The organism is Burkholderia sp. Bp9140, assembly GCF_003853425.1.
Classification (GTDB): domain Bacteria; phylum Pseudomonadota; class Gammaproteobacteria; order Burkholderiales; family Burkholderiaceae; genus Burkholderia.
In genome coordinates, this window is sequence record NZ_QTPQ01000008.1 from 117,734 (window position 1) to 135,683 (window position 17,950).

Consider the following 17,950-nt stretch of genomic DNA (forward strand, 5'->3'; position numbering starts at 1 on the left):
GCTTACTCCGAACGTGCGGCGTGTTCGCGGATCAGCGCCGCGCAGGCCGACGGCTCGAACCACCACGGCGCGAACTGGCGCGGGTCGTCGAAGCCGTCGACGATCGTTGCGGCCAGCGTCGGCCGCTGGCCGGCGGCGCCGAGCAGTTCGAGAATGTGCGGCGGCGGCGGGGTGAGCAGCGAGTTGGTCCAGCGCACGACGTGCTGCGCATAGGCCCAGTAGCGTTCGAACGTGTCGTGCATCCAGCCTTCGTCGAACGGCGCGGCTTCGCGCGCGAGGATCGCGTCGCCGTACACCTTCGCGCATTTCGCCGCATTGTTCGAGCCCTGGCCGGTGATCGGATCGTTGACGACCACCGCATCGGCCATGCCGAACACGGTGCGGCCCGACGGCAGGCGGAAGAACGGCTTGCGCACGGTCGGCGTGAAGCGCCCGGACAGCGTGCCGTTCGGATCGGTGAGCTCGACGTCGCGGCAGCGTTCGAACTCCCACGGCACATACTGCTGCAGGAACGACAGGCTGCGGTCGAGATGCTGCTCGGGTGTCTTCACGTCGGCCCAGCAGTCGAGCGGGCCGCCGGGGATCCCTTCGAACACCATGATTTCGCACGGGCCCGTCGTGGTCAGCGCGGGGAACACGAAGTATTCGCCGATGCCGGGCAGCAGGTTGAAGCGCACGCGCGAATACGGCTGGCTCGGCGTCATGCCTTTTACGTAGGTGAGGGCCAGCGCGCGTTGCGGGCGCTCGAACGCGCTGCGCGCGTCGTCGCGGCCCAGCAGGTTGACGATGTCGCCCTTGCCGGCCGCGAGCAGCACGAGGTCGTGGGTGCGCGCGAGGTCCTCGAGTTCGGGCACGCCGACGTCGCAGATGCGCACGTCGGCGCCACGGCGCCGGATCGCGTCGAGCCAGTCGGCCATTTTCACGCGCTGGTCGACCGATTGCGCATAGCGGGTCAGCCGCGACGACCAGTCGATCGCCTTGCGGCCGTTGCCGCCCGGATGCGGCACCGCGATACCGATGCCTTCGACGGACGGGCACGCTTCTTCCCAGTGGTTCAGGCCGAGATCGCGCTCGATCTGCAGCGCGGTATGGAACATGCACTGGCTCGACATGACCTTGCCGGCGCGGATCTGTTCCGCGTCGCGGTTGGTCGCGAGCGTGACGTGATAGCCCTGGTCGAGCAGCGTGAAGGCGAGTTGCAGGCCGGACTGGCCGGCACCGACGATGGCGATGCGTTTCATGATGAAATCCTTGGTAGAACGAATTACGTGAGTCGTGACGTGGACGAAGGAAGCGGCGCGGGTTATTCCGCCAGTCGCGGAATCGCCGGCACTGCCTGCTCGGGGCCCATCGCTGAATAGCCGCCGTCCACCGCGTAGTCGGCGCCTGTCACGAAGCTCGCCGCGTCGCTGCACAGGAACGTGACGACCTGCGCGACTTCCGACGGATCGCCGACGCGGCCGAGCAGATGAAACGGCGCGGCCACGCGGTCGGTCTTCGCGCGGTCGCCGTGCGTCAGCTCGTCCATCACGCGCGACCACGTCCATCCCGGCGACACCGAGTTGACACGAATCCGGTCGGCGGCGAGATCCATCGCCATGCTGCGCGTGAGCTGGCGCATCGCGGCCTTCGAGGTCGGGTAGAGCCAGCGGCCGGTCTGCGCGCACTGCGCGGAGATCGAACTGAAGTTCACGATCGCGCCGCCGCCGCGCCGCGTCAGGTACGGATGAACGGCCTTGACCAGCATCGCGGCCGACACGACGTTGACGTCCATCGCCGCGAGCCAGTCGCGGCGCGTGGCCTGGATGCCGTTGTCGACGTAGCTGCACGCCAGGTTGATCAGCAGGTCGATCGAGCCGAAGCGTTCGGCGACGGCCGACACCGCGCGTTCGATCGCGCGGTCGTCGGTGATGTCGGTCGCGATGAACATCCCGCGTTCGCCGAGCGTATCGGCGACGCGCGCGCCGTTTTCCGCGTCGAGGTCGAGGATCGCGACGCACGCGCCGGCGCGGCTCAGGTCCTGCGCGACGGCGGCGCCAATCAGCGTGGCGCCGCCGGTGACGATCGCGACTTTGCCAGCAAGGGCAGTCATGGGGTGTCTCCTGGAATGATTGAATGAAGGCGACGCGCGTCCGACGCGTCACCTGCGTATCCGCCGGCAATCACGCGCTGTCGTGCCAGCGCTGCATCAGCCCGTTCGACGGCACGGTTTCGTCGAGCAGCTTGCGCGCCGTTTCGATACCGGCGACGGGCAGCCCGGCCGCGTCCAGCAGGCCGATCTGCACGAGCACGCTCGCCTGGTCCCAATAGATGTGTTCGTGATACAGCTTGTCGCCGCGGAACTTGACGATCGCGACGAGCGGGATCTCGACGCGCTTGCCGGTCGGCGCGACGCCGGGCAGCATCCAGTCGATCTCGGTCGTATGCGTGAAGCAGAACAGCAGTTCGTCGACGATCTGGCTCGCGCCGATCGTGCGCGAGATCGGCGTGATCGTCGTGTCGGGCGGGTTCGCATGCACGAAGTGATGCGTGTAGAAGCGCCTGAGCTCGTCGTAGCCGACGCCGCCCGTCAGCGTCGGGATATGGTTCACGTAAGGTTGCGCGACCATCGTGTCCATCGTCGCGTCGACGTTGCGCGTGTCGAATTCGTGCCGCAGATGTTCTTCCCACAGTGTGGACAGGTCGTAGTGCGGGCCGAGCGCCGCGCGGAACGCGGCGATCGCGCGCTGGTGCGCCATGACCGCGGCCGCCTTGTCGAAATGATCGCCGCCGATGCGCGCGAAGGCATGATCGACGCCCGGGTACACGTACACTTCGACGCCGTCGCGCCCCGCCAGCGCCGCGGCGATGCGCTGCTGCGCGTCGGGCGGGCAGAAGCGGTCCTGCGCGGCGATCTGCAGCACGAGCCGGCCGTGCAGATGAGCGGCCTCGTCGAGCGCCTGCTCGATCCCCACGCCGTAATAGCTGACGGCGGCGGCCACGTCCGGCAGCCGGCACGCGGCGAGATACGCGAGCTTGCCGCCGAGGCAGTAGCCGAGCACGCCGGCCTTGCCGGTGCATTCCGGCCGTTGTGTCAGCACGGCCAGTGCGGCGGCGACGTCCTCGACGCCCTTGTTTTCGTCGTACTCGCGGTACAGCGCCATCGCGCGCTCGAAGTCGGCCGCGGTGTAACCGAGTTCGATGCCGGGGGCCTGACGCCAGAACAGGTCGGGCACGAGCACCGTATAGCCTTCCTCGGCGTAATAGTCGGCCACGTCGCGCATCGTCGCGTTCGCGCCGAAGATTTCGTGACACAGCACGATGCCCGGCCCGGTGCCGCCGGCCGGCGTGCTCAGGTATGCGCGAAACGCCCCGCCGTCCGGCGACGGGATCTCGATATGTTGTCCTTGCATGGGTCCCTCCATCCTGTTCGTGGCTTGCATGGATCCAGTATTGGCGGACGAAACGCGCGCTTCTATCCGCTTTCTTCGGCCGGTATCCGCGAATTCCGGAAACCTGCGGATCGGCCCGTCGCGCCGGGGCCGGAACGCGGTGCACTGCGGGTATGTGCGGATGCGGAAGTCCCGCGCAGTTTTCTACGATGCGCGAACGGTCCGCTTCTTGCGTCAGGTGCGCAGGGCTTGCGTAGGGTGACGACGCGGACTGTCCGGATACGCCGGATGCTATCCGGATCGTGCGACGGGAATCCCGGGATCGGGAATGCGTGCACCGCGCAAGTGCGATCGAGCACGACGGGAGAACTTCGATGGGGCAAATTTCCGGAACGGGCTGGCTGGGCGACGCCGCCTGTTTCAATCACGACACGCTGCTGCTGCAGTCGAACGATCTCGACGAGGTGCGCGCGCGCGTGGCAGACGTGTTCAAGCCGCATCGGCTCACGCTGACCGGCGATTCGCGTGCGCTGCACAGCTGCATGCACCATGCGCGCTGGGGCAACCTGTCGCTGAATCTGCTCGATTACGGCGGCGAGGTGTCGATCGAACCGGGGCCGCTCGAACACTTCTACCTGTTGCAGATTCCGCTGCGCGGCGACGCCGAGATCGAATGCGGCGCGACGCGTTTCGTGTCGTCGCCCGATACCGCGTCGCTGCTGTCGCCGACGCTGCCGCTCAGGATGCGGTGGGGCGAGGCGTGCCCGCAAGCGATCCTGCGCATCGAGCGCGAGGTGATGGAGCGGCATGCGCAGCGGCATTTCGGCGACCACCGGCGTGTGCCGGTGGAGTTCGAGCCGGAATTCAGCCTGTCGTCGCAGCAGGGCGCGTGTCTCGCGCAAATGCTGCCGATGCTCGCCGACGCGATCGCGACGGACGGGCATCCGCTGCGCCATCCGCTCGCGTTCGAGCAACTCGAATCGACGCTGCTCAATCTGTTGCTGTACGGCCACCCGAACAGCGCACGCAACGGCACACGGCCCGCGCCGGCACCGCTCGCGCCGTTCTATGTGCGGCGCGTCGAGGAATACATCCGCGCGCATCTCGACGAGCCGCTGACGATCGAACGGCTCGCCGAACTCGCGGGTGTCAGCCCGAGCACGCTGTTCGCCGGATTCCGCAATCGGCACGGCATCACGCCGATGGCATTCGTGCGCCAGTTGCGGCTGCAACATGTGCGCGACGAACTGCTCGACGAAGCGACACCGGGGCTCGCGTCGGTGACGGACATCGCGCTGAAATGGGGCTTCGCGCACCTCGGGCGGTTCGCGATCGACTATAAGCGCGCGTTCGGGGAATCGCCGTCGGCCACGCTCCGGATGCGGCGCGTGCGGTGCTGACGGTTGCACCGGCAACGCAGGCTCGAGGTAGAAAGTCTGGCACATGCGTGAAGCGCGGGCTTGACGCATGTCATGAACGCGGACGATGCCACTGCGCCGCGTAGGGGCACGCCCCATCGCTGGCGTCACGGGTCTAGGATGAACGACGTCATCCTGGATTGCCGGAGGCGCACATGAAAATCAGCGAACCGATGCGGGCCCCGTCGGCGCCCGATACGCTGCCGTTGCTGCAGCTTGGCCTGCGGCCCTTCTATCTGACCGGCGCGCTGTTCGCGAGCCTTGCCGTCGCGGTGTGGCTCGCGGCCTGGCACGGCGTGCCCGCCGCCGGGCGCGGCGGTGCGATGACGGGGCTCATGTGGCATGTGCACGAGATGATCTTCGGCTTCGTCGCCGCGATCGTCGTCGGCTTCCTGCTGACCGCCACGCGGGCCTGGACGTCGCGCGAAACGTTGCGCGGCCCCGCGCTCGCCGCGCTGTGGCTGCTTTGGCTGGCGGGGCGCGTGCTCGTCTGGTCGGGGCCGGCGATGCTCGCGGCCGTCGTCGACGCGCTGTTCCTGCCGGTGACGGCCGTCGTGCTGTTGCGCGTGCTGATTTCGGCGAGGAACCGGCACAACGTGTTCCTGCCGGTCGCGCTGCTGCTGTTCGGCGCGTTGAACGCGCTGTTCCATGCCTGCGTGATGACGGGGCGGGCCGATCTCGCGCTGCGTGCCGCGTACGCGGCGACGGGGCTCGTCGTGTTCTTCGTCGCGGTGATCACCGGCCGCATTGTGCCGATGTTCACGATGAACGCGATTCCCGGCTTCACGATTCGCCGGTTCAGGATCGTGGACGCGCTCGCGGCCCCCGCCGTCGCGCTGACGCTGTTCGCGGACGCGCTCGGTGCGCCCGCTACGCTGCTGATCGTCGCTGCGCTCGCCACCGCCGTGCTGCATGCATGGCGCCTCGCGGGATGGCATTCATGGCGCGTCGGCAAGCGGCCGATCGTGTGGATCCTGCACGTGTCCTGTCTGTGGATTCCGGCCGGCTTCGTGCTGCTCGCGCTGTCGTGCGCCGGCGTGGTCGCGCATTCGCTCGCCGTGCATGCGTTGACCGTCGGCGCGATCGGCGGGGCGATCATCGCGATGATCACGCGCACGGCGCTCGGCCACACGGGGCGCATGCTCGTCGCGGGCCCGTGGGAGCAGCTGTGTTACTGGCTGGTGATCGGTGCGGCCGTGATCCGCGTGTTCGGGCCGCTCATTCCCGGCGTGCCGTACGCGGTCTGGCTCGATGTGTCGGGTGCGTGCTGGATCGTCGCGTTCTTGGCATACACGGTGCATTACGCGCCGGTGCTGATGTCGCCGCGCGCCGACGGTCGCCAGGATTGACGCTCGCGCGTCGTCGGATTGGCGGCGCGAGGGCGTGCGGCACAGCCGCGGAAGCCGCGGACCCGCATTGCGCGCCGGACAGGAGATGGCGTGACGATGACCGTTGCCGGTCCGATTGCGGAGGGGGCGGAGAATGCGTCGCGCCGGCAAGCATCGCGGCTTGCCGGCGGTATCGCGCGAGGAGACCGGTTGCGGCGGCCGCAATGGCCTCCTTGCGCGTGTTTCAGAAATGCACGACGGTCCGGATGGACTTGCCTTCGTGCATCAGGTCGAACGCTTCGTTGATGCCGGTGAGCGGCTTCGTGTGCGTGACGAACGGTGCCAGCTGGATCGTGCCGGCCATCGCTTCCTCGACCATGCCCGGCAGTTCGGAGCGGCCCTTGACGCCGCCGAATGCCGTGCCCAGCCAGCGGCGGCCGGTGACGAGCTGGAACGGGCGCGTCGAGATTTCCTGGCCGGCGCCCGCGACACCGATGACGACGGACTGGCCCCAGCCGCGGTGCGCGCATTCGAGCGCGGCGCGCATCACGTTGACGTTGCCGATGCACTCGAAGCTGTGGTCGACGCCCCAGCCGGTCATTTCGACGATCACCTGCTGGATGGGCTTGGCGTGATCTTTCGGGTTGACGCAATCGGTGGCGCCGAACACGCGCGCGAGGTCGAACTTGCCGGGGTTGGTGTCGATCGCGATGATGCGGCCGGCCTTCGCGAGCTTGGCGCCCTGGATCACCGCGAGACCGATGCCGCCGAGGCCGAACACGGCCACGGTGTCGCCTTCCTGCACCTTGGCCGTGTTCTTCACCGCGCCCAGGCCGGTCGTGACGCCGCAGCCCAGCAGGCAGACCTGCTCCGGATTCGCCTGCGGGTTGATCTTCGCGAGCGACACTTCGGCGACGACCGTGTATTCGCTGAACGTCGAGCAGCCCATGTAGTGGTAGATCGGCTGGCCGTTGTAGCTGAAACGCGTGGTGCCGTCGGGCATCACGCCCTTGCCCTGGGTGGCGCGCACCGACACGCACAGATTGGTCTTGCCGCTCTTGCAGAACAGGCACTCGCCGCATTCGGCGGTGTACAGCGGAATGACGTGGTCGCCGGGCTTGACGCTCGTCACGCCTTCGCCGACTTCCACCACGATGCCGGCGCCTTCATGGCCCAGCACGGCGGGAAAGATGCCTTCCGGATCGTCGCCCGACAGCGTGAAGGCGTCGGTGTGACACACGCCGGTATGCGTGATCTTGACGAGCACTTCGCCTTTGCGGGGCGGTTCGACGTCGATTTCGACGATCTGCAGCGGCTTACCCGCCTCGAATGCAACTGCGGCACGTGATTTCATGGCAATCCTGATAAAAAAATCAACGAATGGATCGGACGTCGACGATCCCGCATCGGTCAGCGCAAGTAGGACCGAACGAGGGTCACGATATCGTCGATCGATCCGGACGCGGGCCGCGGGGCGTCCGCGAGCTGGGTGAATTCCTCGCGCAAATGGCTTTCGAGCACGCCGGCCATCACGCCGTTGATCGCGCCGCGGATGGCAGCCAGTTGCTGAAGTATCGGACCACAGTCCGCTCCCTCCTCGAGCGCCTGCTCGAGCGCGTTCAGTTGCCCGCGAACACGGCGCACGCGGGTCAGGACGCGTTTCTTTTCTTCGGGGGAATGCGGCATGGGATAGGTGGATTCCTGATACTGGGGGGCAGTATAGAACATTGCGGCGCGGAGGTATACGAGATCATTCCCGGGGGGGCGACACGGCGGGCGTCGAGCGGGAATGGAAAGCGCAGTCAGCCGGCTGGATGAGTCGCGGTTGCGGCGCCGCCGCGGTTCCCGCTGGCGCCGTTCGCCGTCAGATCAACAGCGCAAGCGTGCGGAACAGCGCGAGATCCTCTTTGCGTGCCGACCGCGCATGCCGCCGGATCGTGTGCAGCAGGCAGTCGATGAAGCAGCGCGCGGCATCGCTCAGCGTGCTGCTGCGACGCGTGACGATGCCAAGTTCGCTCGGCTCGAAGGTCTCCTGCAGCGACAGCACGCGCATCCGCTCGCCGAACGGCGGCACCGCCGCGAGGATCGTCGGGCACCACGTGCACATGCCGGCCTGTTCGAGCATGGTCTGCAGCATCGCGACCGACTGCGCGCGCACGATGCGCCGTTCGTCGATCCGCGCGCCGTGCCGCGTGAACAGATAGTCGACGAGCGCGGCCTGGCCGTCGGCCGACGAATTCAGCACCCAGTCGCATTCGAGCAGGTCGTGCACCGACTTCGCGCGCTCATGCGGATGCCCGGCGCGCACCATGACCGATGTGTCGTAGCGCAGCAGCGGCTCGAATGCGAATTCCTGCGCGCCGCTACCGGGCTGCACGTGGCCGAGCGCGAAATCCATGCTGCCGTCGCGCAGCAGCGGTTGCGCGACGGCCATCAGCGCCTCGTAGAGCTCGAGGCGCACGTCGGGCATCCGTTCGCGAAACTGCAGCACGGTTTCCGCGAGGAACGTCATCGTCAGCCACGGCGTGACGCCGACGCTCAGCCGCCCCTCGACGCGCCCGCGCAGCCGTTCGAGATCGCTTTGCGCATGCTCGAGCTGCTTGAGCACGAGTTTCGCGTGCGTGAGCAGGGTCTTCCCGTATTCGGTGAAGCCGATGCCTTCCGGCGCGCGCACCAGCAGCGGCAGGCGCTCGCTGGCCTCCAGCTCGCGCAGCGCGCGCGTGACGGCCGCCTGCGACAGGCCGAGCGTGCGCGCCGCGCCGCGGATGCTCCCGGCCTCCGCGCTCGCGACGAGCGCCTGCAGTTGATGCAGCTTGATCGTGCTCATGGTGCCGAGGGGTGCGATACCTGACAACGAAAGGTTGTCATCATAACGAAACTGCGGCTGTTCGCCGGTTTTTTCGCTGCCTACGATCTCGCCACGATCTGCCGTTCCGGCGATCGGCAACCGGCACGCATCGAGGAGTAACGGGGTTGGATCGAACACGCATTCCGCCTGAAATGGCGGCCATCGAGACGGAGATGATCGCGCTGCGCCGGCGGCTGCACGCGCATCCGGAGCTCGGTTTCGAGGAACACGCGACGAGCGAGCTCGTCGCCGACTACCTGACAACATGGGGTTATCGGGTCACGCGCGGCCTCGGCGGCACCGGCGTGGTCGGCACGCTCATGCACGGCGCCGGGAAGCGGCTCGGGCTGCGCGCGGACATGGATGCACTGCCGATCCGCGAGACGACCGGACTGCCGCATGCGAGTCGGCACGACGGCGTGATGCACGCGTGCGGCCACGACGGCCACACGGCGATGCTGCTCGCGGCGGCCCGCTGCCTGGCCGAGCGCGGACGCTTCAGCGGCACGCTGAACCTGATTTTCCAGCCGGCGGAGGAAGGGCTCGGCGGCGCGAAACGGATGCTCGACGACGGGCTGTTCACCCGGTTCCCGTGCGATGCCGTGTTCGCGATGCATAACGTGCCGGGCCTGCCGGCCGGCGTGCTCGGCTTCTGCGACGGCCCGGCGATGGCGTCGGCCGACGAGGTGCGCGTGCGCGTGACCGGGCGCGGCGGCCATGGCGCCGCGCCGCATACGACGATCGATCCGGTGGTCGTGTGCGCGTCGATCGTGATGGCGCTGCAGACGGTCGTGTCACGCAACGTGAATCCGCAGGAACTGGCGATCGTCACGACCGGCTCGATCCACGCGGGCACCGCATCGAACGTGATTCCGCCCCATGCGGATCTCGAACTGAGCGTGCGTGCGCTGTCGCCGGACGTGCGCGCGCTGCTCGAACGGCGCATTCGCGCGATCGTGCACGGCCAGGCCGACAGCTATGGCGCGACGGCCGAGATCGACTATCGCCACGGCTATCCGGTGCTCGTCAATCGCGCGGCGGAAACGGCGTTCGCCCGTGACGTGGCGCGCGAATGGGGCGGCGACGACGCACTGATTTCGCATCTGCGGCCGATCGCGGCGAGCGAGGATTTCGCGTTCATGCTCGACGCGTGCCCGGGCAGCTACCTGTCGATCGGCAACGGCGACGGCGCGGCCGGCTGCGGGCTGCACAACCCCGGCTACGACTTCAACGACGCGTGCCTCGCGACGGGCGCGAGCTACTGGATCGCGCTCGCCGAGCGCTACCTCGCGTGAAGCGGGCGGACGGATTCGCTTCACCTTCAACGATGGAAACTAGGAGACTGGCAATGAAACAGTGGATGGCGGCGCTCGCGGTGGCGCTGACGGCAACGACGGTGGCAGCCGGCGCGCATGCCGGCGACTGGACGGGCAAGGAGATCCGCCTCGCGGTCGATCCCACGTACCCGCCGCTCGAATACAAGCAGCCCGACGGCTCGCTGACCGGCTTCGGGATCGACATCACGAACGCGTTGTGCGCGGAGTTGCATGCGCGCTGCGTGTGGGTCGAGTCGAGTTTCGACGGGATGATTCCGGGGCTGCTCGCACGCAAGTTCGACGTGATCGCGTCGTCGATGACGATCACGCCGAAGCGGATGCAGCAGATCGCGTTCACGAACCGGATCTCGAATGCGCCGGCGCGGCTGATCGCGCGCAAGGGTTCGCCGCTGCTGCCGACGGCTGCGTCGCTGAAGGGCAAGCGGATCGGCGTCGAGCAGGGCTCCGCGCAGGCCGACTATGCGATCGCGAACTGGCAGCCGGCCGGCGTGCAGATCGAGTCGTACCAGAACCAGGACCAGGTCTATGCCGATCTCGTGACGGGGCGGCTCGACGCGGCGTTCCAGGCATCGATCGCGGCCAGCGACGGCTTCCTGAAGAAGCCGCAGGGCAAGGACTTCATGTTCGTCGGCGCGGCGATCGACGACGCGAAATATTTCGGGCAGGGCGACGGCCTCGGGCTGCGCAAGCAGGACACCGACCTGCGCGACGCGTTCAACCGCGCGCTGGCGACGATCCTCGCGAACGGCACGTATCAGCGGATCAACCGCAAGTACTTCGACTTCGACATCTACGGCACGAAGTAAGCAGCACCGACCCGTATCGAGCGGGTAGGGATCATCATATCAATAAGGAAAACGAATGAACTGGAGATTGTTTTTCGTCGCGATGCCGGCACTCTGTGCGGCGCCGGCCTTCGCACAAGGCAGCGTCACGCTGTACGGGCTGATCGATGCGGGCATCGACTATACGAACAACGTCGGCGGCCACGCTGCGTGGCAGATGGCGAGCGGCTTCGCGCAGGGCAGCCGCTGGGGGCTGAAGGGTACCGAGGATCTCGGCGGCGGCTACAGCGCGCTGTTCCAGATCGAGAACGGTTTCAACGTGAACAGCGGCACGCTCGCGCAGGGCGGCCGCATGTTCGGGCGGCAGGCTTACGTCGGGCTCGGCAGTGCGCGCTTCGGCACGCTGACGCTCGGCCGGCAATATGACTCGGTCGTCGACTATCTCGCGCCGACGACCGCGAACGGCAGCTGGGGCGTCTATCCGTTCTCGCATCCGCTCGACAACGACAACACCGGCAACACGTTCCGCGTGAACAACACGGTCAAGTACGCGAGCCCGGATTTTGCCGGCTTCTCGTTCGGCGGCACGTACAGCTTCAGCAACGACACCGGGTTCGCGAACAACCGGCAGTGGAGCGTCGGCGCGCAGTACGAGCAGGGCGGCCTGCTCGTCGGCGCGGTGTTCCTGAATGCGGACAACCCGGGCGCGACCGCCGGCGGCGCGATCGCGGGCTCGGGGTCGGTCGGAGCGGATGCGAACTTCGCATCCGCGCGGTTGCGGATCTTCGGGGCCGGGATCAACTACACGGCAGGGCCCGCGACGATCGGGTTCGCGTACACGAACAGCAACGTGACGCGGCCGACCGCGAACGTCGGCTACCTGTTCGGCGACGAGACGATCGAACCCGTCACGGGGCCGCTTTCGGGCGGCACGGTTACGGCGATCAAGTACCAGAACTTCGAAGTGAACGGCAAGTACCAGTTCACGCCGGCGTTCTTTGTCGGCGCGCAGTATGTGTATACGACCGTGCGCTATGACGCGACCACGGGGAGCGCGAAACCGAAGATCCATTCGATCGGGCTGATGGCCGACTACAACCTGTCGAAGCGCACCGACGTCTACCTGATGGGCGCGTACCAGCGGGTGGCGGGCGATGCGACCGGCTCGTCGCTCGATCAGGCGGTTATCCCGGGGGCGGCCGATCTGTCGTCGACGTCGAAGCAGTTGATGGTGCATGCGGGGATCCGTCACAAGTTCTGATGGAACCGGGCGGGAGGGGGGCGGCGGCGTGCCGGCGCGTCAGCCCGGCGCCGCCCCCGTCGATTCCCGCACGACGAGTTCCGGCGCCCCGATCGTATGCACGGCCGCGGCCGGCTCGATCCCGTCGATCATGTCGAGCGTCAGCGCGATCGCCCGCGCGGCGATCTGCGACGTCGGGAACCGCACCGTCGTCAGCGCGGGGCGGAACTGATGGGCGAGCTGGATATCGGTCATGCCGACCACCGACAGATCGGCCGGCACGCGCAGGCCGAGATCGGCGGCCGCCTGCATCGCGCCGATCGCCATCAGGTCGTTGGTCGCGAACAGCGCGGTGAGGCCGGGCTTCGCGCGCAGCAGCGCGGCGGCCGCTTCGTAGCCGCCTTCGATCGAGTCGTGTGCCGACACGGTCGTCAGCGCCTCCGCCGGATGCCCGCGCGCCGCGAGTTCGTCGGCGAAGCCGCGCAGCCGCACCGACTGCGGGCCGCCCGAGCCCTTGCCGACGAGCGCGCCGAACGCGCGATGCCGCAGCCCGGACAGGTGCGCGGCCGCAATCGCGCCCGCCGCCGCGAAATCGACGGTCACGCACGGCAGCGTGCGCGACGCATGCACGTGCTCCCACATGCACAGCACGATCGATGCGCCATGACGTGCGATGTCGGCGAGTTCGGCTTCGGCGAGATCGGTGTTCATCACGATCGCGCCGGCCGCGAGCGTCCCCGCGATCCGCTCGAGGTAGTTGCGCGTGATCGCCGGATCGTCGTCGGTATTGGACACCAGCAGGTAATGGCCGCGCTTGCGCGCCTCGCGCTCGGCGGCGAGCACGAACTCCGGATAGAACGGGTTCGTGATGTTCGACAGCATCAGCGCGAGCGTCGACGTGCGGCCCTCGGCCAGCGCCCGCGCGGTCAGGTTCGGCCGATAGCCGAGTTCGCGGATCGCCGCCATCACGCGTTCGACGGTCGCCGGTTTCACCTTCTGCGGATTGCGCAGCACGTTCGAGACGGTTGCCGCGGTGACGTTCGCGCGCCGTGCGACTTGCGCGAGCGTCACCATGCGCGGCCTCCGGCCGGTCGGTCAACGCTGCACGACGGAAGTGAAGCGGGGGAATGTCTGCTCATATTCTGGGAGTGCGTCCCACACGTTGCACAGGGACAGGCGATACGCTAATTTCTCGACACATCAGATGAAGGAGACGACATGGTAAGGCGAACCGGGCGAACTGCGCCACTGGAATTTAAGCGGTTAAATTTTTCGACCCGAAGCGCCTGACCCAGGAGAGGAGAGCGCGATGACCGCCATTACATTGAAGGACGTCTCGAAGCGCTACGGCGACCATGCGCCGGTGCTGCGCGACGTGAACCTGGAGATCGCGTCGCACGAGTTCTGCGTGTTTCTCGGCCCGTCGGGTTGCGGCAAATCCACGCTGTTGCGGATGATCGCCGGGCTCGAGGACGTGACCGAAGGCGAACTGCGGATCGGCGGCGCGCGCATGAACGACACACCGCCCGCCGAGCGCGGTGTCGCGATGGTGTTCCAGAGCTATGCGCTGTTTCCGCACATGACCGTGTTCGACAACATCGGTTTCGGCCTGCGCATCGCCGGCACGCCGAAGGATGAGATCCGGCGCCGCGTGACCGAGGCCGCGCGCGTGCTGCAGCTCGAGACACTGCTCGATCGCAAGCCGAAGGCGCTGTCGGGCGGCCAGCGGCAGCGCGTCGCGATCGGCCGTGCGATCGTGCGCGAGCCGCGCGTGTTCCTGTTCGACGAGCCGCTGTCGAATCTGGATGCGACGCTGCGCGGCCAGACGCGCGTCGAGATCGCCCGCCTGCACGCACGCTTTACGCAGTCGAGCTCCGTGTACGTGACGCACGACCAGATCGAGGCGATGACGCTGGCCGACCGGATCGTGCTGCTGCACGCGGGCGACGACGTCGCGCGCTTCGGCAGCATCGCGCAGGCCGGTGCGCCGCTCGAGCTGTATCACCGGCCGGCCAACCGCTTCGTCGCGGGCTTCATCGGCTCGCCGCGGATGAACTTCCTGCCGGCGGTCGTCGAAGCAGGCGATGCGCACGGCTGCCGGCTGCGCCTGGACGGGACCGGCGAAACGCTGACGTTGCGCGATCGCCCGTTGCCGCGCCACGTCGGCACCGGCGCGCGCGTGACGCTCGGGATTCGTCCCGAGCATCTGACGGTCGCGGCGTCCGGCGATGCGGAGTGGCCGGCGATCGTGCGCGACGTCGCGCTCGTCGAGCAGCTCGGCGAAGCCGCGTACGTGCATCTCGACCAGCCCGGCGGCGTGCCGCTGCTCGCGAAACTGCCGGGCCAGGCCGCGCTGCGGCGCGGCGAGCGTCATGCGTTCCGCGTGCCGCCATCGTGCTGCCACTTGTTCGACGAAGCCGGCATCGCATTGCCGGCCATCCACGCCGAAGCGGCGTTCGCATAGCGGCGCGGCACCCATTACATCCATACCAGGAGACAACGATGAGACTTCGTGCGAGCCGACTGCTGCTTGCCCTGACGACTGCCGCGGCGTTCGCCGCGGGAACGGCCGACGCGGGCACGCTCAAGGTGAACGTCGCCGCGCGCGGCAACCAGCGCGCGACGTGGCAAGCGGTGTTCGACCAGTTCCACAAGGCGAATCCGGACATCGACCTGAAGGTCAGCTACGTCGGCGAGGAGGCGTACAAGGTGCAGATGTCCGGCTGGCTCGCGACGGATCCGCCCGATGTGCTGAGCTGGAACAACGGCGAGCGGCTCGCGTATTTCGCGAAGCGCGGGCTGATCGAGGACCTGAGCGCGGACTGGCAGAAGAACGGCTGGAACGACACGTATGCGGCCGTGAAGCAGTCGTCGACCTATGGCGGCAAGCTCTACAGCCTGCCGCTCGGTTATGACGCGTATGGGTTGTTCTACCGCAAGGACCTGTTCGAGAAGGCCGGCGTTCATGGCGAGCCCGCGGACTGGGCGCAGTTTCTCGATGCGTGCCGCAAGCTGAAGGCGGCCGGCATCGCGCCGATCGCGGTGGCCGCGCGCGATGCGTGGACGCTGGCCGCGTGGTTCGACTATTTGGACCTGCGGATCAACGGCTACGCGTTCCACCAGAAGCTGATGGCCGGCGACGTCGCGTATACCGACCCGCGTGTGCGGGCCGTGTACGCGGCCTGGAAGAAGCTGATCGACGACAAGTGTTTCATCGACAACGCGCTGTCGTACGACGTCGATTCGCTCAGCCCGCTGATCGTCAACGGTCAGGCCGCGATGACGCTGATGGGCACCTGGTATTCGGCGGGCCTGCTGAGCGCGACGCGCAACCCGATCAGCTTCTTCCGCTTCCCGGTGATCGACGCGTCGGTGCCGCTTGCGGAGGACGGCCCGGTCAACGTGATGATCGTCCCGGCGAAGGCACACAACAAGACGGATGCGCGTCGCCTGCTCGCGTTCATGGGGCAACCGGCGATCAACGGCGAGTTCGCGAAGGGGATGGGGCAGCTGCCGTCGAACAACAAGGCGCCCGAGCCGCAGGACCCGATCTCGAGGATCGGTTTCCGCACGCTCGCGACGACGCCCGGCGGCATTGCGCAGTTCTACGATCGCGACATGACGAAGGAAATGGCCGACGAGGGGATGAAGGCGATGCAGCAGTTCCTGTCCGACCCGGCGCAGCTCGATGCGATCCTGCAGCGCCTCGAGCAGACCCGCAAGCGCATCTACCGTAAGTAACGCGCCGCGGCCGGGCCGGCCACGCCGGTCCGGTGCTGCGTAGCCACCGTCACGCCCTTTTTTGTCCGCTTCGTCCGCTTCGTCGAAGGTCACCTCATGTCAACCAGCCTGTCCGAAAGCGCCGTGCGCCGCGAAGCCGGCCAGCAGCGGCATGCGCGCGCGTTGCTCGCGCGCCGGCGCAACCGCGCGGCCCTGCTGTTCGTGCTGCCGGGATTCGCGCTCTTCACCGTGTTCGTCTTGTATCCGATCGTCAGCAGCATCTGGCTGAGCGTCCATCACTGGGACGGGATGACGCCGATGACGTATGCCGGGCTCGACAATTATCGCGAGCTGCTGCAGTCCGATACGTTCTACGTCGCGCTGAAGAACAACGTGCTGTGGCTCGCGCTGTTCCTCGCCGCGCCGCCGCTCGGCCTCGCGCTTGCGCTGTACCTGAACCAGAACGTGTTCGGGATCCGGCTCGTGAAGTCGCTGTTCTTCGCGCCGTTCGTGCTGCCGGGCGTCGTGGTCGGCCTGGTGTTCTCGTGGTTCTACGACCCGACGTTCGGGCTGCTGAAGCTGATCGTCGGGCACGGGATCCCGGTGCTCGGCGATCCGCGCTACGCGACCTATGGCGTGATCGTCGCCGCGCTGTGGCCGCAGATTCCGTTCTGCATGATCCTCTACCTGACCGGACTCACCGGCATCAATGGCGAGATCGTCGAGGCGGCGCGGATGGAAGGCGCGCGCGGCTTCACGCTGCTGTGGCACGTGATCCTGCCGCAGTTGCGGCCCGCGACCTTCATGGCGGTGGTGCTGACCGTGATCGGCGCGCTGCGCAGCTTCGACCTGATCTCGGTGATGACGGGCGGCGGCCCGTTCGACAGCTCGACCGTGCTCGCGTACTTCATGGTCGACCAGGCGATCAAGTACTACCGCGAAGGCTATTCGGCCGCGATCGCGGTCGTGCTGTTCGCGATCATGCTCGTCTATATCGTGTGGCAACTGCGCAAGCTGGTGCGCGTCGAATCGTAAGGATCGCCAACATGTATCCGATGCCCGTGTCCCGCTGGGGACGTTCCGCCCGCCTGCTGTACCGGCTGTCGCTGCCGTGCGCGCTCGCGCTGTGGCTCGTGCCGCTGCTCGCGGTGCTCGTCACGTCGATCCGCTCGACCGACGAGATCATGGCCGGTCGTTACTGGGACTGGCCGAAGCAGTTCGCGCTGCTCGAGAACTACGGCGCCGCGCTCACGCAGACACCGATGCTGCATTACTTCGCGAACAGCATCCTGATCACGGTGCCGTCGGTGGCCGCGTCGATCCTGCTCGCGTCGCTCGCGGGGCACGCGCTCGCGAACTACCGGTTCCGCGGCAATCTCGTGCTGCTCGGGCTGTTCGTCGCCGGCAATTTCGTGCCGATCCAGATCCTGATGATCCCGGTGCGGCAGATCATGCTCGGCGTCGGCCTCTACAACACCGTGTGGGCACTCGTGCTGTTCCATACCGCGTTCCAGACCGGCTTCTGCACGCTGTTCCTGCGCAACTTCATCCGCGAGCTGCCGTTCGAGCTGATCGAGGCCGCGCGCGTCGAAGGCGCGTCCGAGTGGGCGATCTACTGGCGCGTCGTGCTGCCGCTCGTGCGGCCGGCACTCGCCGCGCTCGCGATCCTCGTGTTCACGTTCGTGTGGAACGACTACTTCTGGGCGCTATGCCTCACGCAAGGCGACGACGCGGCGCCGATCACCGTCGGCGTCGCCGCGCTCAAGGGGCAGTGGACGACCGCCTGGAACATCGTGTCGGCCGGCTCGGTGCTCGCCGCGCTGCCGTCGGTGCTGATGTTCTTCGCGATGCAGAAGCACTTCGTCGCCGGGCTCACGTTCGGCGCGACCAAGGGCTGATCCGT

Annotated in this window: 16 protein-coding genes; 9 read left to right on the forward strand and 7 right to left on the reverse strand. The window is 67.5% G+C overall.

The features are described 5' to 3' along the window. Positions 1–2: 2 nt before the first annotated feature. The 3 genes from DIE21_RS09275 to DIE21_RS09285 form a co-directional block, all read right to left on the reverse strand. Positions 3–1,241: a styrene monooxygenase/indole monooxygenase family protein gene (locus DIE21_RS09275; RefSeq protein WP_124497411.1), complete on the reverse strand. Its 1,239-nt coding sequence runs from the start codon at positions 1,239–1,241 to the stop codon at positions 3–5. Between the two features lie 62 nt (positions 1,242–1,303). Then, positions 1,304–2,092, reverse strand: coding sequence for an SDR family oxidoreductase (locus DIE21_RS09280; RefSeq protein WP_124497412.1), 789 nt, complete (start codon positions 2,090–2,092; stop codon positions 1,304–1,306). Between the two features lie 70 nt (positions 2,093–2,162). Then, entirely contained in the window at positions 2,163–3,392 is a 1,230-nt protein-coding gene (locus tag DIE21_RS09285) for a dienelactone hydrolase family protein (protein WP_124497413.1), read from the reverse strand. Between the two features lie 353 nt (positions 3,393–3,745). Between DIE21_RS09285 and DIE21_RS09290 the strand changes: the two genes are divergently transcribed. Together DIE21_RS09290 and DIE21_RS09295 are read left to right on the forward strand one after the other, a co-directional pair. Next, on the forward strand, positions 3,746–4,771 hold the full coding sequence (locus DIE21_RS09290; protein ID WP_124497414.1) for an AraC family transcriptional regulator: 1,026 nt from the start codon (positions 3,746–3,748) through the stop codon (positions 4,769–4,771). Positions 4,772–4,944: 173 nt separating this feature from the next. Continuing rightward, the gene (locus DIE21_RS09295) at positions 4,945–6,138 is read left to right on the forward strand and encodes an NnrS family protein (RefSeq protein ID WP_124497415.1); all 1,194 of its coding nucleotides are present in this window, start codon (positions 4,945–4,947) and stop codon (positions 6,136–6,138) included. Between the two features lie 223 nt (positions 6,139–6,361). Here the strand turns inward: DIE21_RS09295 and DIE21_RS09300 are convergent, their stop codons facing one another. The 3 genes from DIE21_RS09300 to DIE21_RS09310 form a co-directional block, all read right to left on the reverse strand. After that, on the reverse strand, positions 6,362–7,471 hold the full coding sequence (locus DIE21_RS09300; protein WP_124497416.1) for an S-(hydroxymethyl)glutathione dehydrogenase/class III alcohol dehydrogenase: 1,110 nt from the start codon (positions 7,469–7,471) through the stop codon (positions 6,362–6,364). A 56-nt stretch (positions 7,472–7,527) separates the two neighbouring features. Further along, entirely contained in the window at positions 7,528–7,803 is a 276-nt protein-coding gene (frmR, locus tag DIE21_RS09305) for a formaldehyde-responsive transcriptional repressor FrmR (RefSeq protein ID WP_124497469.1), read from the reverse strand. Positions 7,804–7,981: 178 nt separating this feature from the next. After that, the gene (locus DIE21_RS09310) at positions 7,982–8,944 is read right to left on the reverse strand and encodes a LysR substrate-binding domain-containing protein (protein ID WP_124497417.1); all 963 of its coding nucleotides are present in this window, start codon (positions 8,942–8,944) and stop codon (positions 7,982–7,984) included. 146 nt (positions 8,945–9,090) lie between these two features. Between DIE21_RS09310 and DIE21_RS09315 the strand changes: the two genes are divergently transcribed. Genes DIE21_RS09315 through DIE21_RS09325 form a run of 3 tightly spaced genes read left to right on the forward strand, consistent with a single transcriptional unit; the run spans position 9,091 to position 12,348 of the window. Next, entirely contained in the window at positions 9,091–10,260 is a 1,170-nt protein-coding gene (locus DIE21_RS09315; protein WP_124497418.1) for a M20 aminoacylase family protein, read from the forward strand. Positions 10,261–10,313: 53 nt separating this feature from the next. Then, positions 10,314–11,108, forward strand: a complete 795-nt coding sequence (locus tag DIE21_RS09320) for an ABC transporter substrate-binding protein (RefSeq protein WP_124497419.1) — start codon at positions 10,314–10,316, stop codon at positions 11,106–11,108. Between the two features lie 55 nt (positions 11,109–11,163). After that, the gene (locus tag DIE21_RS09325; RefSeq protein WP_124497420.1) at positions 11,164–12,348 is read left to right on the forward strand and encodes a porin; all 1,185 of its coding nucleotides are present in this window, start codon (positions 11,164–11,166) and stop codon (positions 12,346–12,348) included. Positions 12,349–12,387: 39 nt separating this feature from the next. On the opposite strand, the gene DIE21_RS09330 is transcribed toward DIE21_RS09325, so the two are convergent. Further along, positions 12,388–13,401, reverse strand: a complete 1,014-nt coding sequence (locus tag DIE21_RS09330; protein ID WP_124497421.1) for a LacI family DNA-binding transcriptional regulator — start codon at positions 13,399–13,401, stop codon at positions 12,388–12,390. Positions 13,402–13,636: 235 nt separating this feature from the next. Between DIE21_RS09330 and DIE21_RS09335 the strand changes: the two genes are divergently transcribed. From DIE21_RS09335 to DIE21_RS09350, 4 genes are all read left to right on the forward strand, one after another. Then, positions 13,637–14,791, forward strand: coding sequence for an ABC transporter ATP-binding protein (locus DIE21_RS09335; RefSeq protein WP_124497422.1), 1,155 nt, complete (start codon positions 13,637–13,639; stop codon positions 14,789–14,791). A 38-nt stretch (positions 14,792–14,829) separates the two neighbouring features. After that, complete coding sequence (locus tag DIE21_RS09340) at positions 14,830–16,068, forward strand: ABC transporter substrate-binding protein (protein ID WP_124497423.1); 1,239 nt, start codon at positions 14,830–14,832, stop codon at positions 16,066–16,068. Positions 16,069–16,164: 96 nt separating this feature from the next. Further along, entirely contained in the window at positions 16,165–17,082 is a 918-nt protein-coding gene (locus tag DIE21_RS09345) for a carbohydrate ABC transporter permease (RefSeq protein ID WP_124497424.1), read from the forward strand. 11 nt (positions 17,083–17,093) lie between these two features. Beyond that, positions 17,094–17,945, forward strand: a complete 852-nt coding sequence (locus tag DIE21_RS09350; protein ID WP_124497425.1) for a carbohydrate ABC transporter permease — start codon at positions 17,094–17,096, stop codon at positions 17,943–17,945. Positions 17,946–17,950 lie beyond the last annotated feature (5 nt).

What these genes read in the sequence shown, in the direction of transcription:
- DIE21_RS09275 (WP_124497411.1), bottom strand. Translation starts at nt 1,241, where the DNA reads ATGAAACGCATCGCCATCGTCGGTGCCGGCCAGTCCGGCCTGCAACTC.
- DIE21_RS09280 (WP_124497412.1), bottom strand. Translation starts at nt 2,092, where the DNA reads ATGACTGCCCTTGCTGGCAAAGTCGCGATCGTCACCGGCGGCGCCACG.
- DIE21_RS09285 (WP_124497413.1), bottom strand. Translation starts at nt 3,392, where the DNA reads ATGCAAGGACAACATATCGAGATCCCGTCGCCGGACGGCGGGGCGTTT.
- DIE21_RS09290 (WP_124497414.1), top strand. Translation starts at nt 3,746, where the DNA reads ATGGGGCAAATTTCCGGAACGGGCTGGCTGGGCGACGCCGCCTGTTTC.
- DIE21_RS09295 (WP_124497415.1), top strand. Translation starts at nt 4,945, where the DNA reads ATGAAAATCAGCGAACCGATGCGGGCCCCGTCGGCGCCCGATACGCTG.
- DIE21_RS09300 (WP_124497416.1), bottom strand. Translation starts at nt 7,471, where the DNA reads ATGAAATCACGTGCCGCAGTTGCATTCGAGGCGGGTAAGCCGCTGCAG.
- frmR (WP_124497469.1), bottom strand. Translation starts at nt 7,803, where the DNA reads ATGCCGCATTCCCCCGAAGAAAAGAAACGCGTCCTGACCCGCGTGCGC.
- DIE21_RS09310 (WP_124497417.1), bottom strand. Translation starts at nt 8,944, where the DNA reads ATGAGCACGATCAAGCTGCATCAACTGCAGGCGCTCGTCGCGAGCGCG.
- DIE21_RS09320 (WP_124497419.1), top strand. Translation starts at nt 10,314, where the DNA reads ATGAAACAGTGGATGGCGGCGCTCGCGGTGGCGCTGACGGCAACGACG.
- DIE21_RS09325 (WP_124497420.1), top strand. Translation starts at nt 11,164, where the DNA reads ATGAACTGGAGATTGTTTTTCGTCGCGATGCCGGCACTCTGTGCGGCG.
- DIE21_RS09330 (WP_124497421.1), bottom strand. Translation starts at nt 13,401, where the DNA reads ATGGTGACGCTCGCGCAAGTCGCACGGCGCGCGAACGTCACCGCGGCA.
- DIE21_RS09335 (WP_124497422.1), top strand. Translation starts at nt 13,637, where the DNA reads ATGACCGCCATTACATTGAAGGACGTCTCGAAGCGCTACGGCGACCAT.
- DIE21_RS09340 (WP_124497423.1), top strand. Translation starts at nt 14,830, where the DNA reads ATGAGACTTCGTGCGAGCCGACTGCTGCTTGCCCTGACGACTGCCGCG.
- DIE21_RS09345 (WP_124497424.1), top strand. Translation starts at nt 16,165, where the DNA reads ATGTCAACCAGCCTGTCCGAAAGCGCCGTGCGCCGCGAAGCCGGCCAG.
- DIE21_RS09350 (WP_124497425.1), top strand. Translation starts at nt 17,094, where the DNA reads ATGTATCCGATGCCCGTGTCCCGCTGGGGACGTTCCGCCCGCCTGCTG.